General features: G+C 39.4%; 23 protein-coding genes. 16 read left to right on the top strand and 7 right to left on the bottom strand.

Annotated features, from left to right (window positions below):
* Nucleotides 1-217: 217 nt before the first annotated feature.
* Together CEQ21_RS09225 and CEQ21_RS09220 are read right to left on the bottom strand one after the other, a co-directional pair.
* Nucleotides 218-1,090, bottom strand: coding sequence for an SDR family oxidoreductase (locus CEQ21_RS09225; RefSeq protein ID WP_185764365.1), 873 nt, complete (start codon nt 1,088-1,090; stop codon nt 218-220).
* 122 nt (nt 1,091-1,212) lie between these two features.
* Entirely contained in the window at nt 1,213-1,704 is a 492-nt protein-coding gene (locus CEQ21_RS09220; RefSeq protein ID WP_127736012.1) for a YajQ family cyclic di-GMP-binding protein, read from the bottom strand.
* Between the two features lie 139 nt (nt 1,705-1,843).
* On the opposite strand from CEQ21_RS09220, the gene CEQ21_RS09215 reads away from it, so the two are divergent.
* Entirely contained in the window at nt 1,844-2,719 is an 876-nt protein-coding gene (locus CEQ21_RS09215; RefSeq protein WP_185764364.1) for a CvfB family protein, read from the top strand.
* Between the two features lie 33 nt (nt 2,720-2,752).
* Here CEQ21_RS09215 and CEQ21_RS09210 read toward each other — a convergent pair whose 3' ends face one another.
* Together CEQ21_RS09210 and CEQ21_RS09205 are read right to left on the bottom strand one after the other, a co-directional pair.
* A complete protein-coding gene (locus CEQ21_RS09210) occupies nt 2,753-2,884 on the bottom strand; it encodes a DUF3941 domain-containing protein (protein ID WP_185764363.1) in 132 nt (43 codons plus the stop codon).
* A 108-nt stretch (nt 2,885-2,992) separates the two neighbouring features.
* A complete protein-coding gene (locus CEQ21_RS09205; RefSeq protein WP_185764362.1) occupies nt 2,993-3,847 on the bottom strand; it encodes a DegV family protein in 855 nt (284 codons plus the stop codon).
* Between the two features lie 190 nt (nt 3,848-4,037).
* On the opposite strand from CEQ21_RS09205, the gene CEQ21_RS09200 reads away from it, so the two are divergent.
* Both CEQ21_RS09200 and CEQ21_RS09195 read left to right on the top strand, forming a co-directional pair.
* Nucleotides 4,038-4,862 carry a YitT family protein gene (locus CEQ21_RS09200; RefSeq protein WP_185764361.1) on the top strand — a complete coding sequence of 275 codons (825 nt, stop codon included), beginning with the start codon at nt 4,038-4,040 and terminating at the stop codon, nt 4,860-4,862.
* A 17-nt stretch (nt 4,863-4,879) separates the two neighbouring features.
* Entirely contained in the window at nt 4,880-5,590 is a 711-nt protein-coding gene (locus CEQ21_RS09195; RefSeq protein ID WP_185764360.1) for a BsuPI-related putative proteinase inhibitor, read from the top strand.
* Nucleotides 5,591-5,629: 39 nt separating this feature from the next.
* Here the strand turns inward: CEQ21_RS09195 and CEQ21_RS09190 are convergent, their stop codons facing one another.
* The 3 genes from CEQ21_RS09190 to CEQ21_RS09180 all read right to left on the bottom strand — a co-directional run bounded on the left by CEQ21_RS09190 (nt 5,630) and on the right by CEQ21_RS09180 (nt 6,989).
* Entirely contained in the window at nt 5,630-5,821 is a 192-nt protein-coding gene (locus CEQ21_RS09190) for a DUF3813 domain-containing protein (protein ID WP_185764359.1), read from the bottom strand.
* Entirely contained in the window at nt 5,822-5,971 is a 150-nt protein-coding gene (locus tag CEQ21_RS09185; RefSeq protein ID WP_164849564.1) for a hypothetical protein, read from the bottom strand.
* A 199-nt stretch (nt 5,972-6,170) separates the two neighbouring features.
* Nucleotides 6,171-6,989 (bottom strand): Cof-type HAD-IIB family hydrolase, encoded by an 819-nt coding sequence (locus tag CEQ21_RS09180; protein ID WP_185764358.1) that lies wholly within the window; start codon nt 6,987-6,989, stop codon nt 6,171-6,173.
* Between the two features lie 304 nt (nt 6,990-7,293).
* On the opposite strand from CEQ21_RS09180, the gene yjfP reads away from it, so the two are divergent.
* The 13 genes from yjfP to clpB all read left to right on the top strand — a co-directional run bounded on the left by yjfP (nt 7,294) and on the right by clpB (nt 23,924).
* Nucleotides 7,294-8,079, top strand: a complete 786-nt coding sequence (gene yjfP / locus CEQ21_RS09175) for an esterase (protein ID WP_185764357.1) — start codon at nt 7,294-7,296, stop codon at nt 8,077-8,079.
* Between the two features lie 143 nt (nt 8,080-8,222).
* Nucleotides 8,223-8,531 carry a metal-sulfur cluster assembly factor gene (locus CEQ21_RS09170; protein WP_127735986.1) on the top strand — a complete coding sequence of 103 codons (309 nt, stop codon included), beginning with the start codon at nt 8,223-8,225 and terminating at the stop codon, nt 8,529-8,531.
* 70 nt (nt 8,532-8,601) lie between these two features.
* Nucleotides 8,602-9,615 (top strand): GTP 3',8-cyclase MoaA, encoded by a 1,014-nt coding sequence (gene moaA / locus CEQ21_RS09165; RefSeq protein WP_328593497.1) that lies wholly within the window; start codon nt 8,602-8,604, stop codon nt 9,613-9,615.
* A 15-nt stretch (nt 9,616-9,630) separates the two neighbouring features.
* On the top strand, nt 9,631-10,887 hold the full coding sequence (gene glp / locus CEQ21_RS09160; protein ID WP_185764355.1) for a molybdopterin molybdotransferase MoeA: 1,257 nt from the start codon (nt 9,631-9,633) through the stop codon (nt 10,885-10,887).
* 233 nt (nt 10,888-11,120) lie between these two features.
* Nucleotides 11,121-12,155 (top strand): N-acetyl-gamma-glutamyl-phosphate reductase, encoded by a 1,035-nt coding sequence (gene argC / locus CEQ21_RS09155; protein WP_185767206.1) that lies wholly within the window; start codon nt 11,121-11,123, stop codon nt 12,153-12,155.
* A gap of 12 nt (nt 12,156-12,167) precedes the next feature.
* A complete protein-coding gene (argJ, locus tag CEQ21_RS09150; protein ID WP_185764354.1) occupies nt 12,168-13,409 on the top strand; it encodes a bifunctional ornithine acetyltransferase/N-acetylglutamate synthase in 1,242 nt (413 codons plus the stop codon).
* 15 nt (nt 13,410-13,424) lie between these two features.
* On the top strand, nt 13,425-14,198 hold the full coding sequence (gene argB / locus CEQ21_RS09145; RefSeq protein ID WP_185764353.1) for an acetylglutamate kinase: 774 nt from the start codon (nt 13,425-13,427) through the stop codon (nt 14,196-14,198).
* Entirely contained in the window at nt 14,195-15,352 is a 1,158-nt protein-coding gene (locus CEQ21_RS09140) for an acetylornithine transaminase (RefSeq protein WP_185764352.1), read from the top strand. The genes argB and CEQ21_RS09140 overlap by 4 nt, the downstream gene beginning before the upstream one ends.
* Before the next feature lie 79 nt (nt 15,353-15,431).
* On the top strand, nt 15,432-16,511 hold the full coding sequence (locus CEQ21_RS09135) for a carbamoyl phosphate synthase small subunit (RefSeq protein WP_185764351.1): 1,080 nt from the start codon (nt 15,432-15,434) through the stop codon (nt 16,509-16,511).
* Nucleotides 16,504-19,614 carry a carbamoyl phosphate synthase large subunit gene (locus CEQ21_RS09130; protein WP_185764350.1) on the top strand — a complete coding sequence of 1,037 codons (3,111 nt, stop codon included), beginning with the start codon at nt 16,504-16,506 and terminating at the stop codon, nt 19,612-19,614. Before CEQ21_RS09135 ends, CEQ21_RS09130 begins: the two co-directional genes overlap by 8 nt.
* Nucleotides 19,611-20,555: an ornithine carbamoyltransferase gene (argF, locus tag CEQ21_RS09125; protein WP_185764349.1), complete on the top strand. Its 945-nt coding sequence runs from the start codon at nt 19,611-19,613 to the stop codon at nt 20,553-20,555. The genes CEQ21_RS09130 and argF overlap by 4 nt, the downstream gene beginning before the upstream one ends.
* 466 nt (nt 20,556-21,021) lie before the next feature.
* Nucleotides 21,022-21,201 carry a YjzC family protein gene (locus CEQ21_RS09120; RefSeq protein WP_185764348.1) on the top strand — a complete coding sequence of 60 codons (180 nt, stop codon included), beginning with the start codon at nt 21,022-21,024 and terminating at the stop codon, nt 21,199-21,201.
* A gap of 125 nt (nt 21,202-21,326) precedes the next feature.
* Nucleotides 21,327-23,924, top strand: a complete 2,598-nt coding sequence (clpB, locus tag CEQ21_RS09115; RefSeq protein ID WP_185764347.1) for an ATP-dependent chaperone ClpB — start codon at nt 21,327-21,329, stop codon at nt 23,922-23,924.
* Nucleotides 23,925-23,966 lie beyond the last annotated feature (42 nt).

Here is a 23,966-nt window from a genome sequence, read left to right as displayed (position 1 = left end):
CCCCCTATTATATATGTATAATTTCTTTAATCCCTATCGGTTAAATGGGAATTACAATTAGTACAATAACACGGTTACTTGTAAAAGTAAATAAAATTTCAAAAAAAAGTTAGTTAATTTGTCTAAATGAGCAAAACAAAAAAACAGGAAGAGTTTCAATAAAAAAAAGCCGTCTATCAAATGTTCATTCGATAGACGGCTTTTGCAAAAAGTGGTATTATCCGTTAACGACATATCCTCCGTTAACATGGATAACCTGACCGCTGACGTAAGTGGAATCCTCGCTTGCTAAATACACATATGCTGGTGCTAGTTCACTTGGCTGACCAGCACGTCCGAATGGTGTGTCTGCACCAAATTGGGAAACCTTTTCACTGTCAAAGGTCGATGGAATTAGCGGTGTCCAGATAGGACCTGGTGCAACACCGTTAACTCGAATTCCTTGTGTCGCTAAAGATTGGGATAAGGAGCGAGTAAAGGAAGTAATGGCACCCTTTGTTGAGGAATAATCGAGCAATGTTTCATTCCCCTTATACGCTGTAATGGATGTTGTATTAATAATGCTGTCACCAGAAGTTAGATGGGGCAGGGCTGCTTTTGTTAAAAAGAACATCGAGAAAATATTTGTTCGGAAAGTTCGTTCCAACTGTGTAGCAGTTATATCAAGCAGGCTGTCTTGAGGATGCTGTTCTGCCGCATTATTCACTAGAATATTCAAGGAACCGAAGGCATTAATTGTTTCGGCAACAACCTTTTGGCAAAAATCTTCTTCACCGACATCGCCTGCTAATGTAATGCATTTAACACCTTCCGCTTCCACTAATTCCTTCGTTTTTTCCGCATCGTCATGTTCATTTAAGTACACGATTGCAACATTTGCTCCTTCTTTTGCATAATAGATTGCAACGGAACGGCCAATGCCACTGTCACCGCCGGTTATGATGGCAGTCTTGCCTTTAAGCTTGCCAGAGCCTTTATAATTAGGACTTACACTAGTTGGTAATGGATTCATTTCACTTTCAATACCTGGCTGTTGGTTTTGATGCTGTGGGGGAAACGTTTGGTTTTCCTGTTGATTGTTTGAACTCATAGTAAACAACTCCTTTTCCATTTCGATTATATGTTGTCTATTTTTCCCTTATGGACAAGGATAAACATGGAAAATTCAGGAGATACAAAAAAAAACTGGCCAATAAATTGGCCAGCCATATATTATCGATAATTCACAAACTGTACGTCGATTGTAAGTTTTGCTTCTTTAACCGCTGCGATAATTTTTTGCAGATCATCGCGGCTTTTTGCAGTTACGCGAATTTGGTCATCCTGCTGTTGGCTTTTAATTTTCAAGCCGCTGTTTTTGATAAGCGTATTGATAATTTTTGCATTATCTCTGTCAATGCCTTGTACCAGTTTTGCACGTTGGCGGACAGTCCCACCAGATGCGCCTTCAATTTTGCCATAATCTAAGTTTTTGATAGGAATATTACGCTTGAACATTTTGCTGATTAGAACGTCTTTAAGCTGCTCTAATTTATATTCATCGTCTGACAGAAGAACAAGCTCTTCCTTTTCTAATGTAATATTACTTTTGCTGCCTTTAAAATCATAACGTGTCTGGATTTCCTTCATTGCGATTTGTACAGCATTAGACACCTCTGCCAAATCTACCTTTGAAACAATGTCAAATGAGCTTTCTTTAGACATATTTAATTACCTCCTGTTAGTGATTGGGCTTTTCCCCATTTCCTTTTATGTCTGTATTATAGTAAAATAAATCAGTTGTAACAACTTTAGTGTGTAAATCAAGTTTACGATAGATGAAAAAATCAAGGAGGACATTAACATGGCGTTAAGAGATTACATAGGTCGTACAGAAATACTGACGGTCGCAAGGGAAGCATCATTTGGCTATTTTCTGACTCTTGAAGAAGAAGAAGAAGACGTTCTGCTTCATTTTAGTGAGACAGATCAGAAATTTGAAATTGGGGATGAGATTCGTGTGTTTATTTATACGGATTCCCAAGGAAGAGCATGCTCAAGCACGAATATACCATCTATCTCTGTTGGAGAATATGATTGGGTGAAGGTAGCGGATATAAAAGAAGGGCTTGGCTGCTTTTTTGATATTGGTTTGAAAAAGGACATGCTTCTTGGCGAGGATGATTTACCTGTTCATGAAGAGGTGTGGCCAGAGGTTGGAGATTTGCTTTATATCACATTAAGGGTAGACCGCAATAATTTGCTTTATGTTAAGCCTGCGACAGACCCTATCATTGAAAGCATTTCGACTGAAGCTACTCGCAAAGACTATAACAAGAACATCCATGGGCATATTTACCGAACAGCAAAGGTAGGCAGCTGGATTTACACTGCTGAAGGCTTTAAAGGCTTCATTCATGAATCAGAGCGTAAAATCGAGCCACGCCTTGGTGAAAAGGTTAATGGCCGTATCATTGATGTGAAGGAAGATGGAACAATCAATGTTTCGCTACTGCCGCGCAAAGAAGAAGCGCTTGATGAGGATTCAAAAACAGTGCTTGCTTATTTAGAACAAAGAAAAGGCCAAATGCCATATACTGATAAAAGCATGCCAGATGAAATCCAAGAGAGATTCGGTATGAGTAAAGGCTCATTCAAGAGAGCCCTTGGCAGGTTAATGAAGGAAAATAAAGTCTACCAAGAAAATGGCTGGACACATTTGAAGACGGAAGACAAATAAAAAGGAGTAGCCGGATGGCTGCTCCTTTCTTTCTTATAGGTGATCTGTCTTTTTACTGTATTGATGTTTACCTTGTTTGCGGTTTTTTTCTCGAAGCTCATTCTTGTGCTCCAAGTGTGCGTTATTATCTTTTGGTTTTTTATTAGCATCAGAAGTATTTGACATTGTTTTTATACTCCTCCATTCATAAACTGTTCATCTTTCTGAACATTAAATAGTATGACTGAAAGGAGCAGCTAGTATGCAGATACATCCATGCTGGATTGATTTGTCTTACTTGCTGTTTTGAAAGAACAAGGCAATTGTTCCTGCACCAGTATGGGAACCAACTGCTGCTCCTATCGAGGAAATATACACATCAATCGGATGGAAACGTTCCATAATGGCTTCTTTCAGTTCAGTTGCTGTCGCTAAATCATCGGCATGGCTGATAGCGATTGTCTGTGTATTAAGACTAACCCCGCGCTCCTCCATTACATCGAGCATACGGCGCAGAAGCTTCTTTTTGCCGCGGATTTTTTCCAACGGTACAAGCTTGCCGTCCTCAACATGAAGAAGCGGCTTAATTTGGAGTAAGCCTCCAACAAAAGCAGACGCCTTGGAAACACGGCCGCCCTTAGCCAGGTACTCTAAGTCTTCGACAGTGAACAGATGCTCCATATGCTCGCATACGAAGCGTGCTTGCTTTTCGGCTTCTTTTATATCCGCACCAAGTTGCCGTTGCTTAACACATTCCTGAACAGCTAGGCCAGCACCTAATGATGCACATTTACTGTCGATAATGGACAGCTGAAATTCAGGGTACTCCTCCTGTACTTGCTCATAAATCATTTGTGCCGTTTGGTAAGTACCTGAAAGCTGGGAGGAAAAAGCAACGTAAATACCGGTTTCCCCATTATGCGCCATTTCTGTGAAAACATCCTTAAACAAAGACGGCGATACCTGTGAGGTTTTTGGTACTTCTCCTCTGCGAATCGCTTCATATACGGAGCTTGGATTGATTGTTTTTAAGTCTTCATACTCTTTGTTTTCCAAATTTACCTTCAATGGAAATAGAATCACATCATTATCGTCATAATAAGAGAGAGGCAGATCACAAGCGCTGTCCGCCAAAATTTTGTATGTCATATCTCTTCAACTTCTTTCTGTCTTTTTTCAATATAAGACTTTCACGCAGTGGAAATTATGGTAATATTGATTGCTGGTATGTATACATATGTTTTGTTTTAATGGTGCATACCATTAGTTTATAAAATCTTATGCAAAAAAACAATGAATCCTAAAAGGTTAGGAGCAAATATAGTACTGGGGGATTAGTATGTATTGGACTTTAACAAAGAAGTTAGCCGTTGTAATTGTAGGGGCGCTTTTGAACGCTGTTGCCTTGAACTTTTTCTTAATACCTGCTGATGTTTATGCAAGCGGGTTTGCTGGTGTGGCACAGCTTATTGCAAGTGTTACACCAATTACAACAGGAATATTGCTGTTTATACTGAATGTACCTATCGCCATTTTAGGCTGGATTAAGGTTGGGAAATCATTTACATGCTATAGCTTCCTTAGTGTTGCGTTCATGTCTTTATTTCTTGAGCTTCTGCCGGTTCATTCCTATTCAGATGATATCTTGCTTAATGCTGTTTTTGGTGGTGTTATTGCAGCTGTTGGTGTTGGGATTACTTTAAAGATTGGTGCTTCAACAGGAGGCATGGATATTGTTGCAATGATTCTTTCGCGAATGCAGGATAAGCCTGTCGGAACTTACTTTTTCACATTAAATAGCATTATCATCATTACTGCAGGCTATCTCTACGGATGGGAAAAAGCCTTGTATACTCTAGTGACGCTGTATGCTTCGACAAGGGTAATTGATGCAATACATACAAGGCATCAAAAGCTGACTGCAATGATTGTCACAAAAAAATCCGATGAATTAAAACTGGCAATCCATGAGAAGCTAGTGAGAGGAATAACAATGGTTCCAGCAAAAGGAGCCTTTTCCAATGAAGACAGGGATATGATGATGATTGTTGTTACACGCTATGAATTGTATGACTTGGAGAAAACCATTAAAGAGGTTGACCCTCAAGCATTTACTAACATCGTGCAAACAACAGAAATATTCGGCTTCTTCAGAAAAGAATAAAGGAGGTCGTCTCAACAGTGCTACGAGCCATATTTGCAGCAGTACTTGTAGTAGCCTTATTTTCCTTCGGTGGTGAAAGTTTTGCCCAAGGCAATGACTTGCAGTTTAATGTATCTGCAGTACCAAAAAAAGACTATGCTGAAATTAAAATGACTGTTGCTAATACATCAGCCAAAGACATGAAGCTTGTTTTCTCTTCCTCTCAAAAATATGAAATAGCAATTAGAGCAAAAGGAGGAAAAGAGGTTTACCGCTATTCGGCAAACAAGTCATTCTTGCAGGCGTTGCAGGAATTAAAGCTAAAAGCAGGTGACACGTTTACATGGGTGGAAAAATGGAATTACCGTAAAAGTAATGGTGAATTCGTTCCAAGCGGAGAATATTCTATTAAGGCGACATTATTAGGAAGAAAGAGCAGCACTGTTACAGCAAAGGCAACTTTAACGGTTCCAGAAAGAAATATGGTTACAGATCTAAAGGTAAGTGGGCAAAAAGGTAAGTATACAGTTGAAGGTAAAGTAAATTCAACTCTTAGCTACACAGTCGAGGATGGTCATGAGGAAATTATTTCTAAACAACCTGTAGTTGTCGGTGAAAATGGGAGCTTTAAGCTAAACCTGGCAATTAAAGAAGCAAGCTTGCCGAAGAATGGTACGCTTATCCTTTATTTCCAAGATGAACATGGAAAAATAAGTGACCCAATTGTACTTCAAAAATTTCCTTCATAAGAATCAGCCCTCAAATGTGAGGGCTGGTTTTTACTATTATTAACGGGTTTCTAGCTGCTCCAGCTCCTTTTGCATATCTGACAGCTGTTCTTGTTCAGCACTTGTCGTATTTGCATAGGCAGAGCTTAGTGCATTTTTGGCGATGGCAATCATTCTTTCTGAATCACGACCATCAGACATTTTTGCCAATTCTACTGCTTGTCTAGCTTCTTGAAATAATCGGTTGCCCATTTATATTCCTCCGTGAGTGTCCTTAGAGTTGCCCATCTTATAGCTTTCGGCCTCTGCATATGTCATATGATAAGGGATACGTTCATCATGCTTAGATACTGAGTCTACACCCTGTTGCACAAAGCGTTTTGATTTATTTCGTTTTCCCATAGCAGGTAATCCCTCCGCAAAGTCATATTTTTAGAATGGACGAAGCACAACCATTTGCCATATAGTTAAAGGCAGTGTGATCATTTTCAAAAGGAAACAGCTGCAAACTGCTTCTTACAATAGTATTGGTCATTGGCCTGATTAAATAGGCGGTAATGTTAACCAAAAAAAAAAGAGCCGAAAACGCGACTCTTTTTTATCATAGTGCCTGTAACTTCAAGTAATCATTCAAGAAGACTGCAATGCCATCCTCTTCATTTGTCAATGTTATATGGTTTGCTCTTGTTTTAAGCTCCTGCAAGCCATTACCCATTGCAACACCAACACCAGCAAATTCAATCATCTCAAAATCATTATCCTCATCTCCAAAAGCGATAATATTCTTTTGCGGGATATTATAATAATCAGATACCTTTTGCAATCCTATTGCTTTGCTTAGGCCTGTCCTGACAATCTCAATAATATGATAAGGGTCTCCCCAGCGGCGATGGTCGATTAAGTCAGCGTGAACATCAGATAAATGCTTGCGAATACGTACTACATCCTTTTCTTCAGCATGGATGAGCAAGCATGTTGGCGATGCTTCCAAAAATTCCATAAGATTGCCTGTTGTTGTTTTCGGACTTCCTAATGAAAAGATGTCGAGCAATTTATCATCATGATAGTGAAAATACACATCATCGATAACTTCTGCAATGATATTGTGGTAGTCAAATTCATTGCATGCTTCCACAATTTCTTTAACAGTTGCAATATCTAATGGCGAATGGTAAACTCCCCATTCCTGTGAGCGGGGATGATGAATAAAAGCGCCGTTAAAATTAACGATAGGTGTATCTAAATTAAGTTCTTTATAAATAGCTTCACTTGCTCGATAAGGTCTTCCAGTTGCAATCATTACAATATGACCGGCTTCTTTTGCCTTTTCAATCACTTTTTTTGTTAAAGGGGAAATTGTCTTATCGTTTTTTAGTAATGTTCCATCAAGGTCTAAAGCAATCAGATGTTTTTCTGTCATAGTTTCTCCTTATCGTTGTGTAATATTATTTATAAAAAGTTGATGATCATAGCCATCAGCTTCTTAAGTAACAATGCTTAGTAAATAGAAAGACTTCATGATAAACTAAATATTGCTATTATATACATATCGTGTATCAATGCAATATATGCATTTATTGTAATATGCAAGTGTTAAGGTTCTATGAAGAACGTGTATAGCTGAAAATTAAAAATAGAAGCATGCTAACTTGCTTGCTTATCTATTATGTTAACTCAACAAAAATGAATTTACAAAAAAATATATAGCTAAGGGAGGCATACAAATGATTATTATTGAAAAAATAAATATAAAAGACGTACCTGTTCTGCATATTGTCGCACAAGAAAATGTTGATCAGCCCATTCCCTTCATCCAATTTATTCATGGCTTCACAAGTGCAAAGGAGCATAATCTCCATTTTGCTTATAATTTAGCAGAAAAAGGTTTTCGGGTTGTCCTGCCTGATGCGATGCATCATGGTGAAAGAGACACAGGTCTTACAGGAATGAAGCTGAATCTTCAGTTTTGGGATATTGTTCTAAAAACAATTGAAGAAATTGAGCATATCAAAATTTATTTTGAGAGTAAGAAGCTTATTCAAACAGACCGGATTGGCCTCGTCGGTACAAGCATGGGGGGAATTATTACGTTAGGAGCATTAAGCCGTTACCCATGGATTAATACTGCCGTATGTCTTATGGGCATGCCTTATTATGAGCAGTTTGCCAATTACACCATTCAAGAAGTGAAGGGACGGGGCTATGATGTGCCACTTACTGAGGCGGAAATCAATAATCTGCTGCAAAGATTAGGCGAGCTTGATTTAAGTAAACAGCCTGAAAAGCTCGATAATAGACCATTGATGTTTTGGCATGGTAAAAAGGATGAAGTGGTTCCGTATAAGTATTCTCGTAAGTTTTATGAATCGATTCTGCCATTATACGAAGAAACACCAGAGAACCTATTTTATATAACAGAAGAAAATACAGGACATAAAGTAAGCAGGAAAGCGATGCTAAAAACGATAGACTGGTTTACAGAGTTTCTTGAGGCAGATAAAAGCCTATAGGTGATTTCCCTGATTTAATAATATTTACTAATCGAATCCTTTTAATCTAGAGTATATCTCTGTTATGATAAGAAGGAACAACATAGGTGAATTTAGGATCAGGCAGATCCGTTATATAGAAGAGTTGAAAAGGAGCGGATAAAATGGAAGAAGCATTAAAAGATAATATTATGGGTGCGTTAGAGCTTGTCATCGATCCAGAATTAGGTGTAGATATTGTTAATCTTGGTCTTGTATATGACCTTGAATTAAATGATGCTGGTGTATTGACTGTAACGATGACATTGACTGCGATGGGCTGCCCGCTTGCAGGAGTTATCGTTGATCAGGTGAAAACTGCCGTTACAGACATACCTGAAGTAAAGGAAACAGAAGTGAATATTGTTTGGACTCCACATTGGACAAAAGACAGAATGTCCAGATATGCAAAAATTGCATTAGGTGTGCAATAAAAGTAAGTAAGGGAGAATTTTCTCCCTTACTTACTTTTATTTTTTGGAATATTCAGCCATGTTTCAGGAGGTGAATGACAACATGAAGGACTTACTTAATAGACCGCTGAGGGATTTGCGTATAAGTGTAATTGACCGCTGTAACTTCCGGTGCAGTTATTGCATGCCTGCCGAAATATTTGGGGAGGATTATGCTTTTCTTCCAAAAGAAGAGCTGCTTTCATTTGAAGAATTGGAGAGGTTAGCAAAGGCCTTTGTATCACTCGGTGTCGAAAAAATCCGCCTGACAGGTGGAGAGCCTTTGCTACGAAAAGACCTCCATTTGCTTATTGAAAGACTTGTCCAAATCGACGGTTTGCATGATATTGCGTTAACAACAAACGGCATTTATCTGCCACGGTATGCACTTGCTCTTAAAAATGCCGGTTTAAAACGTGTCAACATAAGCTTGGACAGCTTAAATGATGAACTTTTCGGTCAGATGAATGGAAGGAATGTTCGCACGAATCCTGTCAAAAAAGGGATTGAAGCAGCTAAAAATGCTGGCCTTGGTGTGAAAATAAATATGGTAGTTAAAAAAGGGCTGAACGAGTCGGAAATTATTCCAATGGCGAAGTTTTGCCTCGAAGAAAATATTGAGCTTCGTTTCATTGAGTATATGGATGTTGGCAGCACAAATGGCTGGAAGCTGGATGAAGTTGTGTCGAAGAAGGCTATTATTGATTTATTGAAAACAGAATTTGAATTACTGGAAGCAGAGCCTGATTATTATGGCGAAGTGGCAAAAAAATATTTATATAAAGGCACGAACACTTATGTTGGCTTTATTACATCTGTGACAGAATCCTTTTGTTCAAGCTGTACGAGATCGAGGATTTCAGCAGACGGTAAATTATATACATGTCTCTTTAATGGGAAGGGCCATGATTTAAAGCAGTTTATTCGTAATGGTGTTACAGACCAGGAAGTGTTGCATTATATTAAGGGAATTTGGCAAAATCGTACCGACAGATATTCTGATTTGCGGACAGAAGAAACAAGCAGAAGTAAAAGTAAAATAGAGATGTCCTATATCGGCGGGTAGAGAAGAGGGGTTGTAATGGTTGAAAGAAGAACACCGCTGGCGGTGGCAGATGCAGTACAGAAAGTAATGGAGCATAAGCTGGAAGGACAGCAGGAATTCGTCTCAATCTTTGACAGCTGTGATCGTTTCTTAAGTGAAGATTTGAAAGCAGACCATGATGTTCCAAGGTTTGACAGGTCTGCATATGATGGATATGCAGTAAAATCAGAGGAATTGGCTGACTGTACGAAAGAAAAACCGCTCCGTTTAAAAGTGATTGACGAAATAGGTGCAGGCTATGTTTGCAAGAAAAGCGTTGGCAGGTTGGAAGCTGTTCGAATTATGACAGGAGCAATGCTGCCGCCAGACTGTGATGCAGTTGTAATGCTCGAGGATGTAACGGAAACATCAGAACGTGCAGACAAACATATTTCTATTAGCAAGCCGGTATTCAAAGGAGAAAACCTTTCCTTTAAAGGAGAGGATGTACAAGCAGGTGCTGTTCTTGTTAAGAAGGGGACAAAAATAAACCCCGGAATTGTAGCATTGCTTGCAACATTTGGCTATGAACAAGTTCCAGTTGCAAAAAAGCCGATAATTGGGGTGTTTGCGACAGGAAGTGAATTACTGGAGGTACATGAGGAACTAGAGGAAGGCAAAATTAGAAATAGTAATGCCTATATGGTAATGGCTCAAATAAAGCAAGCTGGAGCAGAAGCAGTTTATTTCGGCAAGCTTGCAGACGTACTGGATGAAAGCTATCAAGCTATGAAAAAAGCATTGGAAACCGTGGATATTTTGGTGACTACGGGCGGAGTTTCAGTTGGAGATTATGACCTTCTGCCAGATATTTACCGGAAATTGGGGGCTGAAGTTTTATTTAACAAGATTGCGATGCGTCCAGGAAGTGTAACAACAGTCGCTGTATTAGCTGGAAAGCTGTTATTTGGGCTGTCGGGAAACCCGTCAGCATGCTTTGTCGGGTTTGAGCTTTATACAAGACCAATCATCAGAACGATGTTGTTCTCAGAAAAGCCACATTTAACGATAGCTTCAGCCATTCTAACAGAGGATTTCCCAACAGCAAATGCGTTCACCAGATTCATTAGAAGCCGTGCTGTCCTTAAAGAAGGTGTCCTTTATACAGGACCAAGCGGCACCGATAAATCAAGTATCGTCAGCAGTATTGCTAACGCCAATGCCTTAACAATCCTTCCAGGAGGCATTAATGGATTTAAAAAGAGTGAGCGCGTTCAAGTAATCCTGCTTGACGATAGTGCTAACACATATTAAATAGGAAGTGAAACACCTGTTCCGCAGAGGAAGAGGTGTTTTTTTTATCTGCAAAAAAAGTGGGCAAGACAACACGTTAATACATATCATTAGTAAAGAAAATAGAAAATTAATTCTTTTTTGAAAAACGGTTGCTTTTATAATGCTAAGTTTTTATAATAAGAGAATCGAATATTAATATTTATAAATAAAAATGATTAAATATACAGAATTTCTTGTAGAAGGAGGAAATGATGAAAGCTGCAATTATTGGAACAACTGGCTACGGCGGAGCTGAATTAATGAGGATTTTAGCAAATCACCCTGAATTTTTTATTCACTCTGTCCATACAACAAGAGATGAAGTTCCTGTATGGAATGAATATCCTCATCTATATAGTATTGTCGAAAATAAATTAGAAAAGGTAGATTCTGAGGCTATTGCAGCAAATTGTGATATTGTCTTTTTTGCTACTCCATCTGGTGTATCAAGCAAGCTAATAAGTGAGTTTGCTGATAAACGAATAAAGATCGTTGATTTATCAGGGGATATGCGCCTCCGTAACTTGGATGATTATCAAACATGGTATAAAAAACTGCCTGCTTCGCAAGAGGTAGTTAACAAGTTTGTTTACGGTCTTTCGGAATGGAATAAGGAAAATATTAAAACCGCAGACTGGTTATCAAATCCAGGCTGTTATCCGACAGCAACATTGCTTGGCTTAGCTCCTGTTATTAAAGAAGATCTTGTTAAGCCGGATAGTATCATCGTCGATGCGAAGTCAGGCATCTCTGGTGCAGGCAGAACACCTTCAAGGGGAACAATGCTTGCTGAAATGAATGAAAATCTTAAAATCTATAAAGTAAATGAGCATCAGCACACACCAGAAATTGAACAACAGTTAACAGACTGGAATGCTTCGATAGGACCTGTTACGTTTTCAACCCACTTGCTTCCTGTTAACAGAGGCATCATGGCGACAATCTATGCTTCCTTACAAAAGGAAAGCACGATAGAGCAGGTTCACGCGCTGTTTATGGATGCATATAAAGACAAACCTTTTGTCCGTGTAAGACCAATCGGCAATTTTCCTTCCATTAAGGAGGTTAACGGCTCCAATTATTGCGATATCGGCTTACAGCTCGACGAAAGAACAGGAAGACTCACAATTATAGCAACTATTGATAATTTAATGAAAGGGGCCGCAGGGCAAGCAGTACAAAACGCGAATATTATGTTTGGCATCGACGAATGTACAGGCTTGAATTTTGTGCCTATGTATCCATAAGGAGGAGTATTCATGCAGGTTGTATCAAAAGGGGAGCAAACCTCTCAAATAAAAGAAGTTCCAGATGGCAGCATTGTTTCACCAGCAGGTTTTAAGGCAGCAGGCTTACACGCAGGACTGCGCTACAATAAAAAGGATTTAGGTGCAATTGTTAGTGAGGTGCCTGCAAGCTGTGCAGCAGTTTACACAATGAGTCATTTCCAAGCTGCACCGCTTAAGGTGACACAGGCTTCCATTAAGGCAGAAAATCTCATCCAAGCAGTCGTTGTTAACAGTGCATGTGCAAATGCCTGTACGGGAGAACAAGGCTTACAGGACGCTTATCAAATGAGAAAATTACTGGCTGAACATCTTGAAACAAAACAGGAATATATAGCTGTTTCCTCAACAGGAGTAATTGGAGAGTTCCTGAAAATGGATAAGATTGAAGCAGGAATCAATCAGCTTGTTTTTGGTAATGAAAAGACAGATGCAGACAGTTTTCAAGAGGCTATTTTAACGACAGATCTAGTGATGAAAAAATGCTGCTTCACTGCTGAAATCGGAGGAAAGACAGTTACCATTGGCGGTGCTGCAAAGGGATCTGGCATGATCCATCCGAATATGGCAACAATGCTCGGCTTTCTGACAACAGATGCGAATATTTCATCAGATGTTTTGCAAAAGGCTTTAAGCACAGTTATTCCAACATCCTTCAACCAGATAACTGTTGACGGAGATACTTCTACAAATGATACAGTCCTTGTTTTAGCTAACGGTTATGCTGAAAATGAAGAGCTAACATTAGAGCATCCCGACTATCCTGTTTTTGTAGAATTGCTGTCTGTGGCATGTGAGAGTCTTGCAAAGCAAATTGCCAAAGATGGTGAAGGAGCTACGAAACTAATTGAAGTGAATGTGAAGGGCTGTAAAACAGAGGAAGAAGCAAGAATCATTTCAAAACAGATTGTCGGTTCTAATCTTGTGAAAACAGCTATGTACGGCTCAGATGCTAACTGGGGAAGAATCATTACCGCAATCGGGCAAACAAATACAAATGTGAATCCAGGGTCTGTTGATATTGCAATCGGTCCGATCACGATGTTGAAAAACAGTGAACCACAAGTATTTTCAGAAGATGACGCAATTGCATATTTAAATAAAGATTATATCCAAGTTCATGTTGATTTGCATAACGGCAACGAGAGTGGAACAGCATGGGGCTGCGATTTGTCCTATGATTATGTAAAAATCAATGCAAGCTATAGAACATAGGGGTGTCTTAAGAGAATGAAGACAATACTTATAAAATGTGGGGGAAGTGTGCTTAACCAGCTTTCCGAAGGGTTCTTTTCCAGTATAAAAAAACTGCAGCACGACGGCTTCCAGGTAATTTTTGTTCACGGGGGCGGACCTGATATAAATGAAATGCTTAATTTATTATCCGTAAAGGCAGAGTTTCACAACGGGTTACGAAAAACGACGGAAGAAGCACTTGCCGTCGTCGAGATGGTTTTGTCAGGCAAAACAAACAGGAAGCTAGTTGATTTATTAAGGAAAAATGACCTTTATGCAGTTGGAATTAACGGAACAGATGATAACTGCTTGCAGGCAAGTATCATTGATGAAGAAAACCTTGGGTATGTCGGCAGGGTAGAGGAAGTTAATAGTAAGCTTATCATTCGCTTATTAGAGGAAGGTTATATTCCTGTGTTAACTCCGCTGGGAATAACAGAAGATGGCATTAAGCTAAATATAAATGCAGATTATGCAGCATCAGCTGTTGCAAAAAGTTTAAAGGTTGAACAATGCCTATTTGTAACAGATGTTGATGGCATTATGATAGACGGTGAGGTTGCGAGTCTTATAGGAAAAGAGGAAGTGCTGCAGTATATAGAGGAAGGGCAGATTACTGGTGGTATGGTACCGAAAGTAACCTCAGCACTTGCAGCTATCGATAGTGGATTGAACAGTGCCATGATCGTATCAGGCAAAAAGGAATTTTATTCAGCTGAAATTTGGAATGGAACAAAAATTGTAGCGAATGAGAGGTTATGTAAATGAGTCATTTATTTCCGACATACTCCAAATGGGAGATTGAGCCAGCATCAGCCAAAGGAAGCTATATGTTCAGTACAGAAGGAAAAAAATATTTAGATCTTACAGCAGGAATTGGTGTTTGCAATCTTGGTCATTGTCACGACGAGGTTAAGGCAGCAGTTGAAGCACAACTTGATAAGTTTTGGCATGTTTCTAATCTATTTCCAACAGCGATACAGGAAAAAGCAGCAGAAGCTTTAGCAACTGCAAGCGGCATGGAAGCAGTATTTTTTGCTAACAGTGGTGCAGAGGCAAATGAAGGAGCTATCAAGCTTGCAAGAAAAGCAACAGGCAAAACAAAAATTATCACTTTCATGCAGTCATTTCATGGCAGAACCTTCGCAGCAATGTCTGCAACAGGTCAAGATAAAATTAAGCAAGGCTTCGGTCCAATGCTCGAAACATTTGTAAATGTGCCGTTTAATGATATAGAAGCATTAAAAAAAGAACTGACAGAAGATGTGGCAGCAGTCATGCTTGAAATCGTGCAAGGCGAAGGCGGCATCCATATTGCTAAAGAAGAGTTTTTGAAAGAGACAGAGGCTTTATGCAAGAGTGTAGGAGCGCTATTGATAATTGATGAGATTCAAACTGGTATTGGCAGAACAGGCAAACCATTCGCCTTTCAGCATTTCTCCTTAAATCCAGATATTATAACATCAGCTAAAGGGTTAGCAAATGGCATTCCGGTTGGAGCGATTGCTGCAAAGAAGGAATTGGTTGAGTTTTTCGGGCCTGGCAGTCATGGAACTACATTTGGCGGTAATCCACTTGCGATGGCAGCTGCTTGTAAAACGATGGAGATTATTTTTGAAGAGAGCTTCCTAGACGAAGTTGGCAAAAAAAGTGAGTTCTTAATCAGCCTGTTGCAAGAAAAACTGAAAGCAAACACAGCGGTGAAGGAAGTCCGTGGATTGGGACTTATTATTGGGATAGAGCTTGAGCTACCAGTTGGAAATATCCTTGCTGAATTAAGAGAAGCTGGGTTAATTGTCCTGAATGCAGGTGACAAGGTAATACGATTGCTGCCAAGCTTAAATATAACAACAGATCAATTAAAAGAGGCTGTATCTATAATAGAAAATAAATTGAATATTTACAGTAATATTGCAATATAAGCTGTATTTTTTTACATTCTAATGTATAATTATAAGAAATTTATAATAAATATACATGGATTATCGAGGTGTGCTAAAGATGGAAGGATATTTACATTTAAGCAATGGAAAGAAATATCAAGGCGAATTTGCTACAAAGACAAGTGAAACCCTTTGTGGAGAAATAGTCTTTTTTACAGGAATGACAGGATATCAGGAGGTTTTAACAGATCCCTCCTATAAAGATCAAATCATTGTCTTTACGTATCCCCTTATTGGGAACTATGGAATCAACAAAGAAGATTTTGAAAGCAAAAAGCCGCATGTTAAAGGCGTCATCGTCTATGAAGCAAATATGCAGGCACACCATTATCAGTCCCAATATTCTCTTGCTGAATATCTGGAAAAATGGAACATCCCTTTGTTGAGCCATGTTGATACAAGATCAATCGTTAAAAATATTCGCCAGGAAGGCTCTATGCCAGCTATCTTATCTACTGATGAAGAAGTAACTGCAGAAGGCTTCAAATTAGTTAAGGATGCGAAGGTGCCAAAGGTGTCAGAGAAGATACATCAATCCTATGGTGACGGTAAATATCATATCGTGTTAATGGATTTCGGAAAAAAGGAAAGCATGCTTGATGCACTTGTCGAAAGAGGCTGCAAAGTTACCGTTGTCCCGTACAACACAACATTTGAAGAAGTAAAAGGTCTAAAGCCACATGGAATCTTGCTGTCAAATGGACCAGGGGATCCTAAGGAGCTGACAGATGTACTGCCAACAGTTAAGCTGATCATCCAGCATTATCCGACATTAGGAATTTGTCTTGGCCATCAGCTTGCAGCACTTGCACTCGGCGGTGACACGACAAAGCTTTCGTTTGGACATCGAGGAGCAAATCATCCAGTAATTGATAAGTATAACAACAAAGTAATCATGTCATCACAAAATCACAGCTATGTTGTAGAAGAAGAAAGCCTTGCAAATACTGGCTGTGAAGCGAGATTTTTCAACCTTCATGATAATTCAGTTGAAGGGTTAACACATAATGTATATCCTTTGCAAACAGTACAATTCCATCCAGAAGCAAATCCTGGACCATCAGAAGGACAGTATATATTTGATGAATTTATAGAAAATGTTAAAGCTAACAGTGGGAGAGTTTTTGCATATGCCTAAAGACAACAGTATTAAAAAAATATTAGTAATCGGTTCAGGACCAATCGTAATTGGTCAAGCGGCAGAATTTGACTATGCTGGTACACAAGCATGTATGGCGTTAAAGGAGGAAGGGTATCAGGTTATCCTAGTCAATAACAATCCGGCTACGATAATGACAGACCAGACCTTTGCAGACTCTATTTATTTCGAACCACTCACTCCAGATGTGTTGGAAATGATTATTGCCAAGGAAAAACCAGATGGCTTGCTTGCCACTTTAGGTGGGCAAACTGGTTTAAATCTTGCTTTCCAATTGAGTGAACAGGGGATTCTTGAAAAGTACAATTTGAAATTGTTAGGAAGCTCCATTGAGTCCATTAAAAAGGGAGAGGACCGTGAAGCATTTCGTCAGCTTATGTATGAATTAAATGAACCTGTGCCTGAAAGCAAAGTTGTTCATATAGTCGATGAAGCGATTGAATTTGCTGACGAAATTGGTTTCCCAATCATTGTGCGACCTGCCTATACATTAGGAGGAACAGGCGGAGGAATCGCTGACAACATGGAGGAATTCACGAAGCTTGTCAGCGGCGGCCTGAAGGAAAGTGCGATTGGCCAGTGTCTTGTGGAAAGAAGTATTGCCGGCTTTAAAGAGGTAGAGTATGAAGTAATGCGTGACAGCATGAACACATGTATAACGATTTGTAATATGGAAAACATCGACCCAGTCGGTATTCATACAGGCGACAGCATTGTTGTTGCTCCTTCGCAAACATTGACAGATGTGGAATATCAAATGCTTCGCTCTGCTTCCATTAAAATTATTTCTGCATTAGGAATTATCGGCGGCTGTAATATTCAGTTTGCGTTAGATCCAAACAGCAAGAAGTATTATTTAATTGAAGTTAATCCAAGGGTCAGCAGATCATCAGCACTTGCCTCAAAGGCGACTGGTTACCCGATTGCCAGAATGGCAGCGAAATTAGCGGTTGGTTATACACTGAATGAAATTATTAATCCCGTTACAGGAGATACATTTGCAAGCTTCGAGCCAGCACTGGATTATGCGGTCGTGAAGTTTCCAAAATGGCCGTTTGACAAGTTTCCAACCGTTGCAAGAAAGCTTGGGACACAGATGAAGGCAACAGGGGAAGTAATGGGAATTGATCGGAATATAGAAAGAGCACTATTAAAAGCAATCCGCTCATTAGAAATCAAAGGCAATGATTTGCGTATTCCAGGAATAGCTGCTTTGAGTACAGATCAATTGTACGCAAAGGCAAAGGAACAGACAGACGAAAGATTTTTTGTTCTGATTGAACTGCTTCGCAGAGGAGAAACAACAGAGGCGATTCATCAATTGACGAAAATCGATTTATTCTTCCTCCAGATCTTCAATAGACTTGTTGAGATGGAAAAGGATATACTCACAGCTACGCTTGAAACAGCAGAGAAAAAATCGCTTCAGCTTTGGAAGGAAAAAGGCTTTAGTGATGAATTTTTGGCAAGTGCTTGGAGCTGTTCTGAACTGGATGTGCGCAATAAGCGTAAAGCTCTGGACATTTTACCAGTATACAAAATGGTTGATACATGTGCAGCAGAATTCGAAGCAAAAACGAATTACTACTACTCCACTTATTTTGGAGAAAACGAACAGACAGAAAGCAACAAAAGAAAAGTGCTGGTTGTAGGAAGCGGACCGATTCGCATCGGGCAAGGAATTGAATTTGATTACTGTTCTGTACATGGAGTATTTGCATTAAAACAGGAAAATATTGAAACAATCATTATAAATAATAATCCGGAAACAGTTAGCACTGACTTTGCGACAGCAGACAGATTGTATTTTGAACCACTGACAATTGAAGATATTATGAATGTCGTAGATTCAGAGGGAATTAAAGAGGCAATTGTGCAGCTTGGCGGCCAAACTGCAATCAATGTGGCAAAGGGATTAGAGGAGCATGGTGTTAAAATTCTCGGCACAAACAGCCAAACAATTGATGTGCTTGAAGACAGAGAATTATTCTATCAAATGCTTGATGAAGAAAGAATTCCGCATATTGAAGGAGATATCGCTTTTGATGAATCAGGTTTGCTTGCTTCTGTTAATAAATTGTCATACCCAGTACTGATCAGACCATCCTATGTCATCGGCGGCAAAGGGATGGAAAGAATTAATAATGATAATGATTTAAAGGCATACCTGCAGACGGATATTCCTTATCCAGTCCTAGTTGATCAATTCTTAGAGGCATTTGAAGCAGAACTTGACCTAGCAGCAGATGGAGAAAATATTTGTGTTCCAGCAATCATGGAGCATATTGAAAAAACAGGTGTACATTCTGGTGACAGCTTGTCTATTCTTCCAGCTCAGACCCTTTCTGATTCAGTCAAAGCGAAAATGCTGACATATGCGAAGAAAATTGTCGGCAACACAGGCTATAAAGGCCTTATGAACATCCAATATATCATTGATGGCGAAAAGGTCTTTGTATTAGAAGTAAATCCAAGAGCGAGCAGAACGGTTCCGATTGTCAGCAAGGTTACTGGGGTGCCATTAGTTCAAATTGCGACAAAAATATTGCTTGGGAAATATAATTTGTCAGAAGAAGAAAAAACCTTCACAGAGGACATAGATTTTGTCTGCATTAAATACCCAGTCTATTCAAATTATGCCTTGAAGGGGCTTGACTCAAAGGTTGGTCCGGAAATGAGATCAACTGGTGAAGGAATTGCCTTGGCAAATACACTTGAAGAAGGCTTAAAGAAGGTGTTCCATCCAACCTTGAAAAAAGTCGAAACGAAACAAATTGTCATAAAATCTGACAGCTTTGACAATTCCATAAAGCAAAAAGCAGAGGCTGCTGGTCTTATAGTAAAAGCAGCAGAGGAAGCTGGAGCATTGTTGGCTGAAGAACAAACAGTTGCCTTTTATAATCCATTAAACGGAAAAGCTGATAAGCTTCTTCGTGAAACAGCAACAAGAAATCGTATTATTACATTCACACAACAGGAAAGCTTAGAAGCATTTATTGAATCCTTTAAAGCAGATTCCATTACTGTTCAATCCATTAATGATTGGCATAAAACGTTTAGAAAGGACGTGAGCACCGTATGATAGCAGCATCTGTGGACCTTAAAGGCAAGGATTTGCTAACTCTTGCTGAATATTCTCCAGAAACGATTGGAGAGTTAGTTCAAAAAGCGAAGGAAATGAAGGACGCTTATTTAAATGGAGAAATAATCGCACCATTGAAAGGGAAAACACTCGGAATGATTTTTGAGAAATCATCAACTAGAACAAGAGTATCCTTTGAAACAGGAATGTTTCAGCTCGGTGGTCAGGCTCTTTTCCTAAGCTCTCGCGATTTACAAATCGGAAGAGGCGAGCCTGTTTCTGATACTGCGAAAGTATTATCACAATATGTTGATGCTATTATGATCAGAACATTTGCTCACGAGACAGTTGAGGAATTAGCAGAACATGCGACAATTCCTGTTATTAATGGTTTGACAGACCTTCATCATCCATGCCAAGCACTGGCTGATTTGCTGACAATCCTTGAAGTGAAAGGTACATTAAAAGGCTTAAAGCTTGCTTATATCGGTGACGGAAATAATGTCGCACACTCCCTGTTAATAGCATGTGCAAAGGTTGGAATGGATGTAGCTGTTGCAACACCGCCTAGCTATGCACCGAATGAAGAAATTGTTTCATTAGCTAAAAGTTTTGCAGCTGCAAGCGGCAGCACTGTCTCGATTGTTAATGATCCAATTGAGGCAGTAACAGCTGCAGATGTTATCTATGCAGATGTGTGGACCAGCATGGGCCAAGAAGAGGAAAATGAGCAAAGACTTAAAGACTTTGCCGGATTCCAAGTCAATAAAGAACTTGTAGCACATGCTAAAGCTGACTATATGTTCCTGCATTGCCTGCCTGCACACAGAGAAGAGGAAGTAACAGCCGACATCATTGACGGACCAAACTCCTACGTTTTCCAAGAAGCAGGAAACAGAATGCATGCTCAAAAAGCATTGCTTGTGGAATTATTGGGTTAAATTATTAGTGAAGAGCCTGGGACATAAGTAGGTGAATCAGCATAAAAACCGAACTATTTATTCGAATATCGATTAGATAGTTCTTTTTTTGTTTTTTTAGTTTTAATACAATAATTAGAAATCTTAGTGGAATGGAGCGAAGACGAGGAGGCTCCATAACCTCCCCGCGGAAAGCGAGTGGGTGCAGCGCAATGAAATGAATTAATTTTAACTGCTTATTTAATTTAGATCCAACTTTCATTTTTCAAATTTAGGTGTAATTTTATTATTCGTATTTAGAGAGGTTATCTTTTGTTTTGTCCCAGCCTCTTTTTTATTTAGTATCACCTTAAAAACAAAATTAATCAGCCAAAAATGAGTCAATAATTTCCGTTATTAGCTTTGAAAAAAAGGAAATAATAAATAGTGCAGTTCATGGAAAGAACAAGGCTGTGGATCTTTATCTTTAATGCTGAGGAGGGTTTATATGGGACAAAATAGACAGTTTCGACCAGGGCAAAAAGCTCCGAATAATGGTGTATATATCGAAATCGGCGAAACAGGAAGTAATGTTAATAATCCCCAGAAACTTAAGTTGAAAGCTGGAGATCATTTCCCAGAAACATCTAACCATAACCGCCTTTGGTCATACCAAAGAAAGCCATAAGCTTAGGGTTTAGCCAAGCTTATGTGAAAAAAGATGCCATCCGATGATTCGGGTGGCTTTACATATGGGTAAGAAATATTATAATAAAGATAAAGGTCAAAAATGGTCAAAAAGAGGTGGTTTTTATGAATCCAGAAATCATGACAGAAAGAGTCCAGCAGGCTTTTACGGATGCTCAGGCACTTGCTCAAACAGAAAACCATCAAGAAATAGATGATGTTCATCTATTCTTAGCAATCCTTGAGCGCCCAGACAATCTTCTCTCATCTGTATTGGAAAAAATCAATAAGGATACAGATGAATTTAAGCAAAAGTTAGTAGAAGAGATAAACAAAAAGCCCAAAGTCTCAATTAGTGGTAATCAACAAAGCACCATATATATAACAAACGTACTTCAGCAATTATTGACAGAGGCAGAAAAGGAAAGAGAGCAGTGGAATGACGATTATCTTTCTGTCGAGCATATCCTGCTTGCCGCATTTTCCGTTCCTAATTCTACAGTGGGTAAGCTGTTCAATAAAATCGGCATAAACAGTCAGGGATTCAGAATATCAATAAAAGATATAAGGGGGAGCCAAAGAGTGACTAGCAAAAATCCAGAAGCAACGTACGATGTCCTTTCTAAATATGGCAGGGATCTTGTAGCAGATGTGAAGGAAGGAAAATTAGACCCTGTTATCGGCAGGGATAATGAAATAAGACATGTAATAAGAATCCTATCAAGGAAAACAAAAAATAATCCTGTTTTAATCGGAGAGCCGGGAGTCGGGAAGACAGCCATTGTTGAAGGGCTTGCCCAGCGAATTGTCAGGAAGGATGTTCCAGAAGGCCTTAAGGATAAGATAATCTTCTCATTAGATATGGGTGCCCTTATTGCAGGGGCTAAATTCAGAGGAGAGTTTGAAGAACGGCTTAAGGCAGTACTGCAAGAGGTGAAAAACAGCGAGGGCAGGATCATCCTGTTTATTGACGAGCTTCATACGATTGTCGGTGCCGGGAAAACAGATGGTGCAATGGATGCAGGAAATATGCTGAAACCGATGCTGGCAAGAGGAGAGCTTCATTGTATTGGGGCGACAACTCTTGATGAGCACAGACAATACATTGAAAAGGACCCGGCATTAGAGCGAAGATTCCAGCAGGTTTTAGTTTCGGAGCCGACTGTTGAGGATACTGTTTCCATAATTAGAGGGCTTAAGGAAAGATTTGAAATCCACCATGGTGTCTCTATACAAGACAGGGCAATCATTGCTGCTGCAACTTTATCTGATCGCTATATTACAGACAGGTTTTTGCCTGACAAAGCTATTGATTTGATTGATGAGGCTTGTGCAATGATAAGGACTGAAATTGACTCTATGCCAATAGAAATTGATGAACTGACCCGTAGAATTATGCAGCTTGAGATTGAAGAAGCCGCATTAAAAGGGGAAGAGGACCCGCTTAGTAAAGAAAGACTGCTTGTAATAAGCAAGGAACTCGCTGATTTACGGGAAAAAGCAAATGCACTCCATGCTAAATGGCAGCTAGAGAAAGAGGGACTTAATAAGGTTCAAGCTAAAAAAGAAGAGCTTGAAAGAAAACGCAGGGAACTCGAGGATGCTGAAAATAATTATGATTTGAATAAAGCTGCTGAACTAAGACACGGCAGTATTCCTCACTTGGAAAAGGAATTGCTGCAGCTTGAAGAGCAAGCAGCTACTAAGAAAAGTGAAAGATTGCTGAGAGAAGAAGTGACAGAAGAGGAAATTTCTGCGATTGTAGCACGATGGACAGGAATCCCAGTTACGAAGCTTTTAGAAAAGGAAAGAGAGAAGCTGCTTCGTCTTGAAAGTATTTTGCACGAACGAGTAGTTGGTCAAACAGAAGCTGTTCAGCTTGTCAGTGATGCGGTATTAAGAGCAAGAGCTGGAATAAAAGACCCAAATAGGCCAATTGGTTCCTTTTTATTTTTAGGGCCAACAGGTGTCGGCAAAACAGAGCTTGCAAAAGCATTAGCATCTAGTTTATTTGACAGTGAGGAGCAAATTATTCGCATTGACATGTCCGAATATATGGAAAAACATGCAGTATCTCGTTTAATTGGAGCGCCTCCAGGGTACGTTGGTTACGAAGAAGGCGGACAATTGACAGAGGCGATCAGAAGAAAACCATACAGTGTTGTCTTGCTGGATGAAGTGGAGAAAGCCCACCCGGAAGTGTTCAATATTCTTCTGCAAGTGCTTGATGATGGGAGAATTACAGACTCACAAGGCAGGATGGTTGACTTCAAAAATACGGTTATTATTATGACGTCTAATATCGGCTCACACCTGCTTCTTGAAAGCAAGGAAGCAGACTCTATTCCAGAAGCAATAAAAGCTGGTGTTATGGACCAGCTGAAAGGACATTTTCGTCCTGAGTTCCTGAATCGAATTGATGAAATTATCTTGTTTAAGCCACTTTCGTTAACAGAAATAAAAGAAATTGTTCTTAAGCTTATCAGCCAATTGCAAAGCAGACTTTCTGACCAGCAAATTGATATAAGCATGACAGACCGTGCTAAAGAATATATTGCGGTTAACGGCTTCGACCCTGTATTTGGAGCAAGACCGCTCAGACGGTTCCTGCAAAGGACAGTCGAAACAGTGCTGGCAAGAGAGCTTATTGCAGAAAAGATCACAGCAAATGATCATGTGGAGATAGATGCAGATGAAAATGGAATTTTCATCACGAAGAAATAAGCAAATAAAAAGGGTGAAAGCATAAAGCTTTCACCCCATCAT

The sequence above is a fragment of the Niallia circulans genome (genome assembly GCF_007273535.1).
GTDB classification, from domain to species: Bacteria; Bacillota; Bacilli; order Bacillales; family Cytobacillaceae; genus Niallia; species Niallia circulans_B.
This window is presented reverse-complemented; position numbering and strand designations above follow the sequence as displayed.

Coding starts and splice junctions, on each gene's coding strand:
- CEQ21_RS09225 (WP_185764365.1), bottom strand. CDS start 1,090: ATGAGTTCAAACAATCAACAGGAAAACCAAACGTTTCCCCCACAGCAT.
- CEQ21_RS09220 (WP_127736012.1), bottom strand. CDS start 1,704: ATGTCTAAAGAAAGCTCATTTGACATTGTTTCAAAGGTAGATTTGGCA.
- CEQ21_RS09215 (WP_185764364.1), top strand. CDS start 1,844: ATGGCGTTAAGAGATTACATAGGTCGTACAGAAATACTGACGGTCGCA.
- CEQ21_RS09210 (WP_185764363.1), bottom strand. CDS start 2,884: ATGTCAAATACTTCTGATGCTAATAAAAAACCAAAAGATAATAACGCA.
- CEQ21_RS09205 (WP_185764362.1), bottom strand. CDS start 3,847: ATGACATACAAAATTTTGGCGGACAGCGCTTGTGATCTGCCTCTCTCT.
- CEQ21_RS09200 (WP_185764361.1), top strand. CDS start 4,038: ATGTATTGGACTTTAACAAAGAAGTTAGCCGTTGTAATTGTAGGGGCG.
- CEQ21_RS09190 (WP_185764359.1), bottom strand. CDS start 5,821: ATGGGCAACCGATTATTTCAAGAAGCTAGACAAGCAGTAGAATTGGCA.
- CEQ21_RS09185 (WP_164849564.1), bottom strand. CDS start 5,971: ATGGGAAAACGAAATAAATCAAAACGCTTTGTGCAACAGGGTGTAGAC.
- CEQ21_RS09180 (WP_185764358.1), bottom strand. CDS start 6,989: ATGACAGAAAAACATCTGATTGCTTTAGACCTTGATGGAACATTACTA.
- yjfP (WP_185764357.1), top strand. CDS start 7,294: ATGATTATTATTGAAAAAATAAATATAAAAGACGTACCTGTTCTGCAT.
- CEQ21_RS09170 (WP_127735986.1), top strand. CDS start 8,223: ATGGAAGAAGCATTAAAAGATAATATTATGGGTGCGTTAGAGCTTGTC.
- glp (WP_185764355.1), top strand. CDS start 9,631: ATGGTTGAAAGAAGAACACCGCTGGCGGTGGCAGATGCAGTACAGAAA.
- argC (WP_185767206.1), top strand. CDS start 11,121: ATGAAAGCTGCAATTATTGGAACAACTGGCTACGGCGGAGCTGAATTA.
- argJ (WP_185764354.1), top strand. CDS start 12,168: ATGCAGGTTGTATCAAAAGGGGAGCAAACCTCTCAAATAAAAGAAGTT.
- argB (WP_185764353.1), top strand. CDS start 13,425: ATGAAGACAATACTTATAAAATGTGGGGGAAGTGTGCTTAACCAGCTT.
- CEQ21_RS09140 (WP_185764352.1), top strand. CDS start 14,195: ATGAGTCATTTATTTCCGACATACTCCAAATGGGAGATTGAGCCAGCA.
- CEQ21_RS09135 (WP_185764351.1), top strand. CDS start 15,432: ATGGAAGGATATTTACATTTAAGCAATGGAAAGAAATATCAAGGCGAA.
- CEQ21_RS09130 (WP_185764350.1), top strand. CDS start 16,504: ATGCCTAAAGACAACAGTATTAAAAAAATATTAGTAATCGGTTCAGGA.
- argF (WP_185764349.1), top strand. CDS start 19,611: ATGATAGCAGCATCTGTGGACCTTAAAGGCAAGGATTTGCTAACTCTT.
- CEQ21_RS09120 (WP_185764348.1), top strand. CDS start 21,022: ATGGGACAAAATAGACAGTTTCGACCAGGGCAAAAAGCTCCGAATAAT.
- clpB (WP_185764347.1), top strand. CDS start 21,327: ATGAATCCAGAAATCATGACAGAAAGAGTCCAGCAGGCTTTTACGGAT.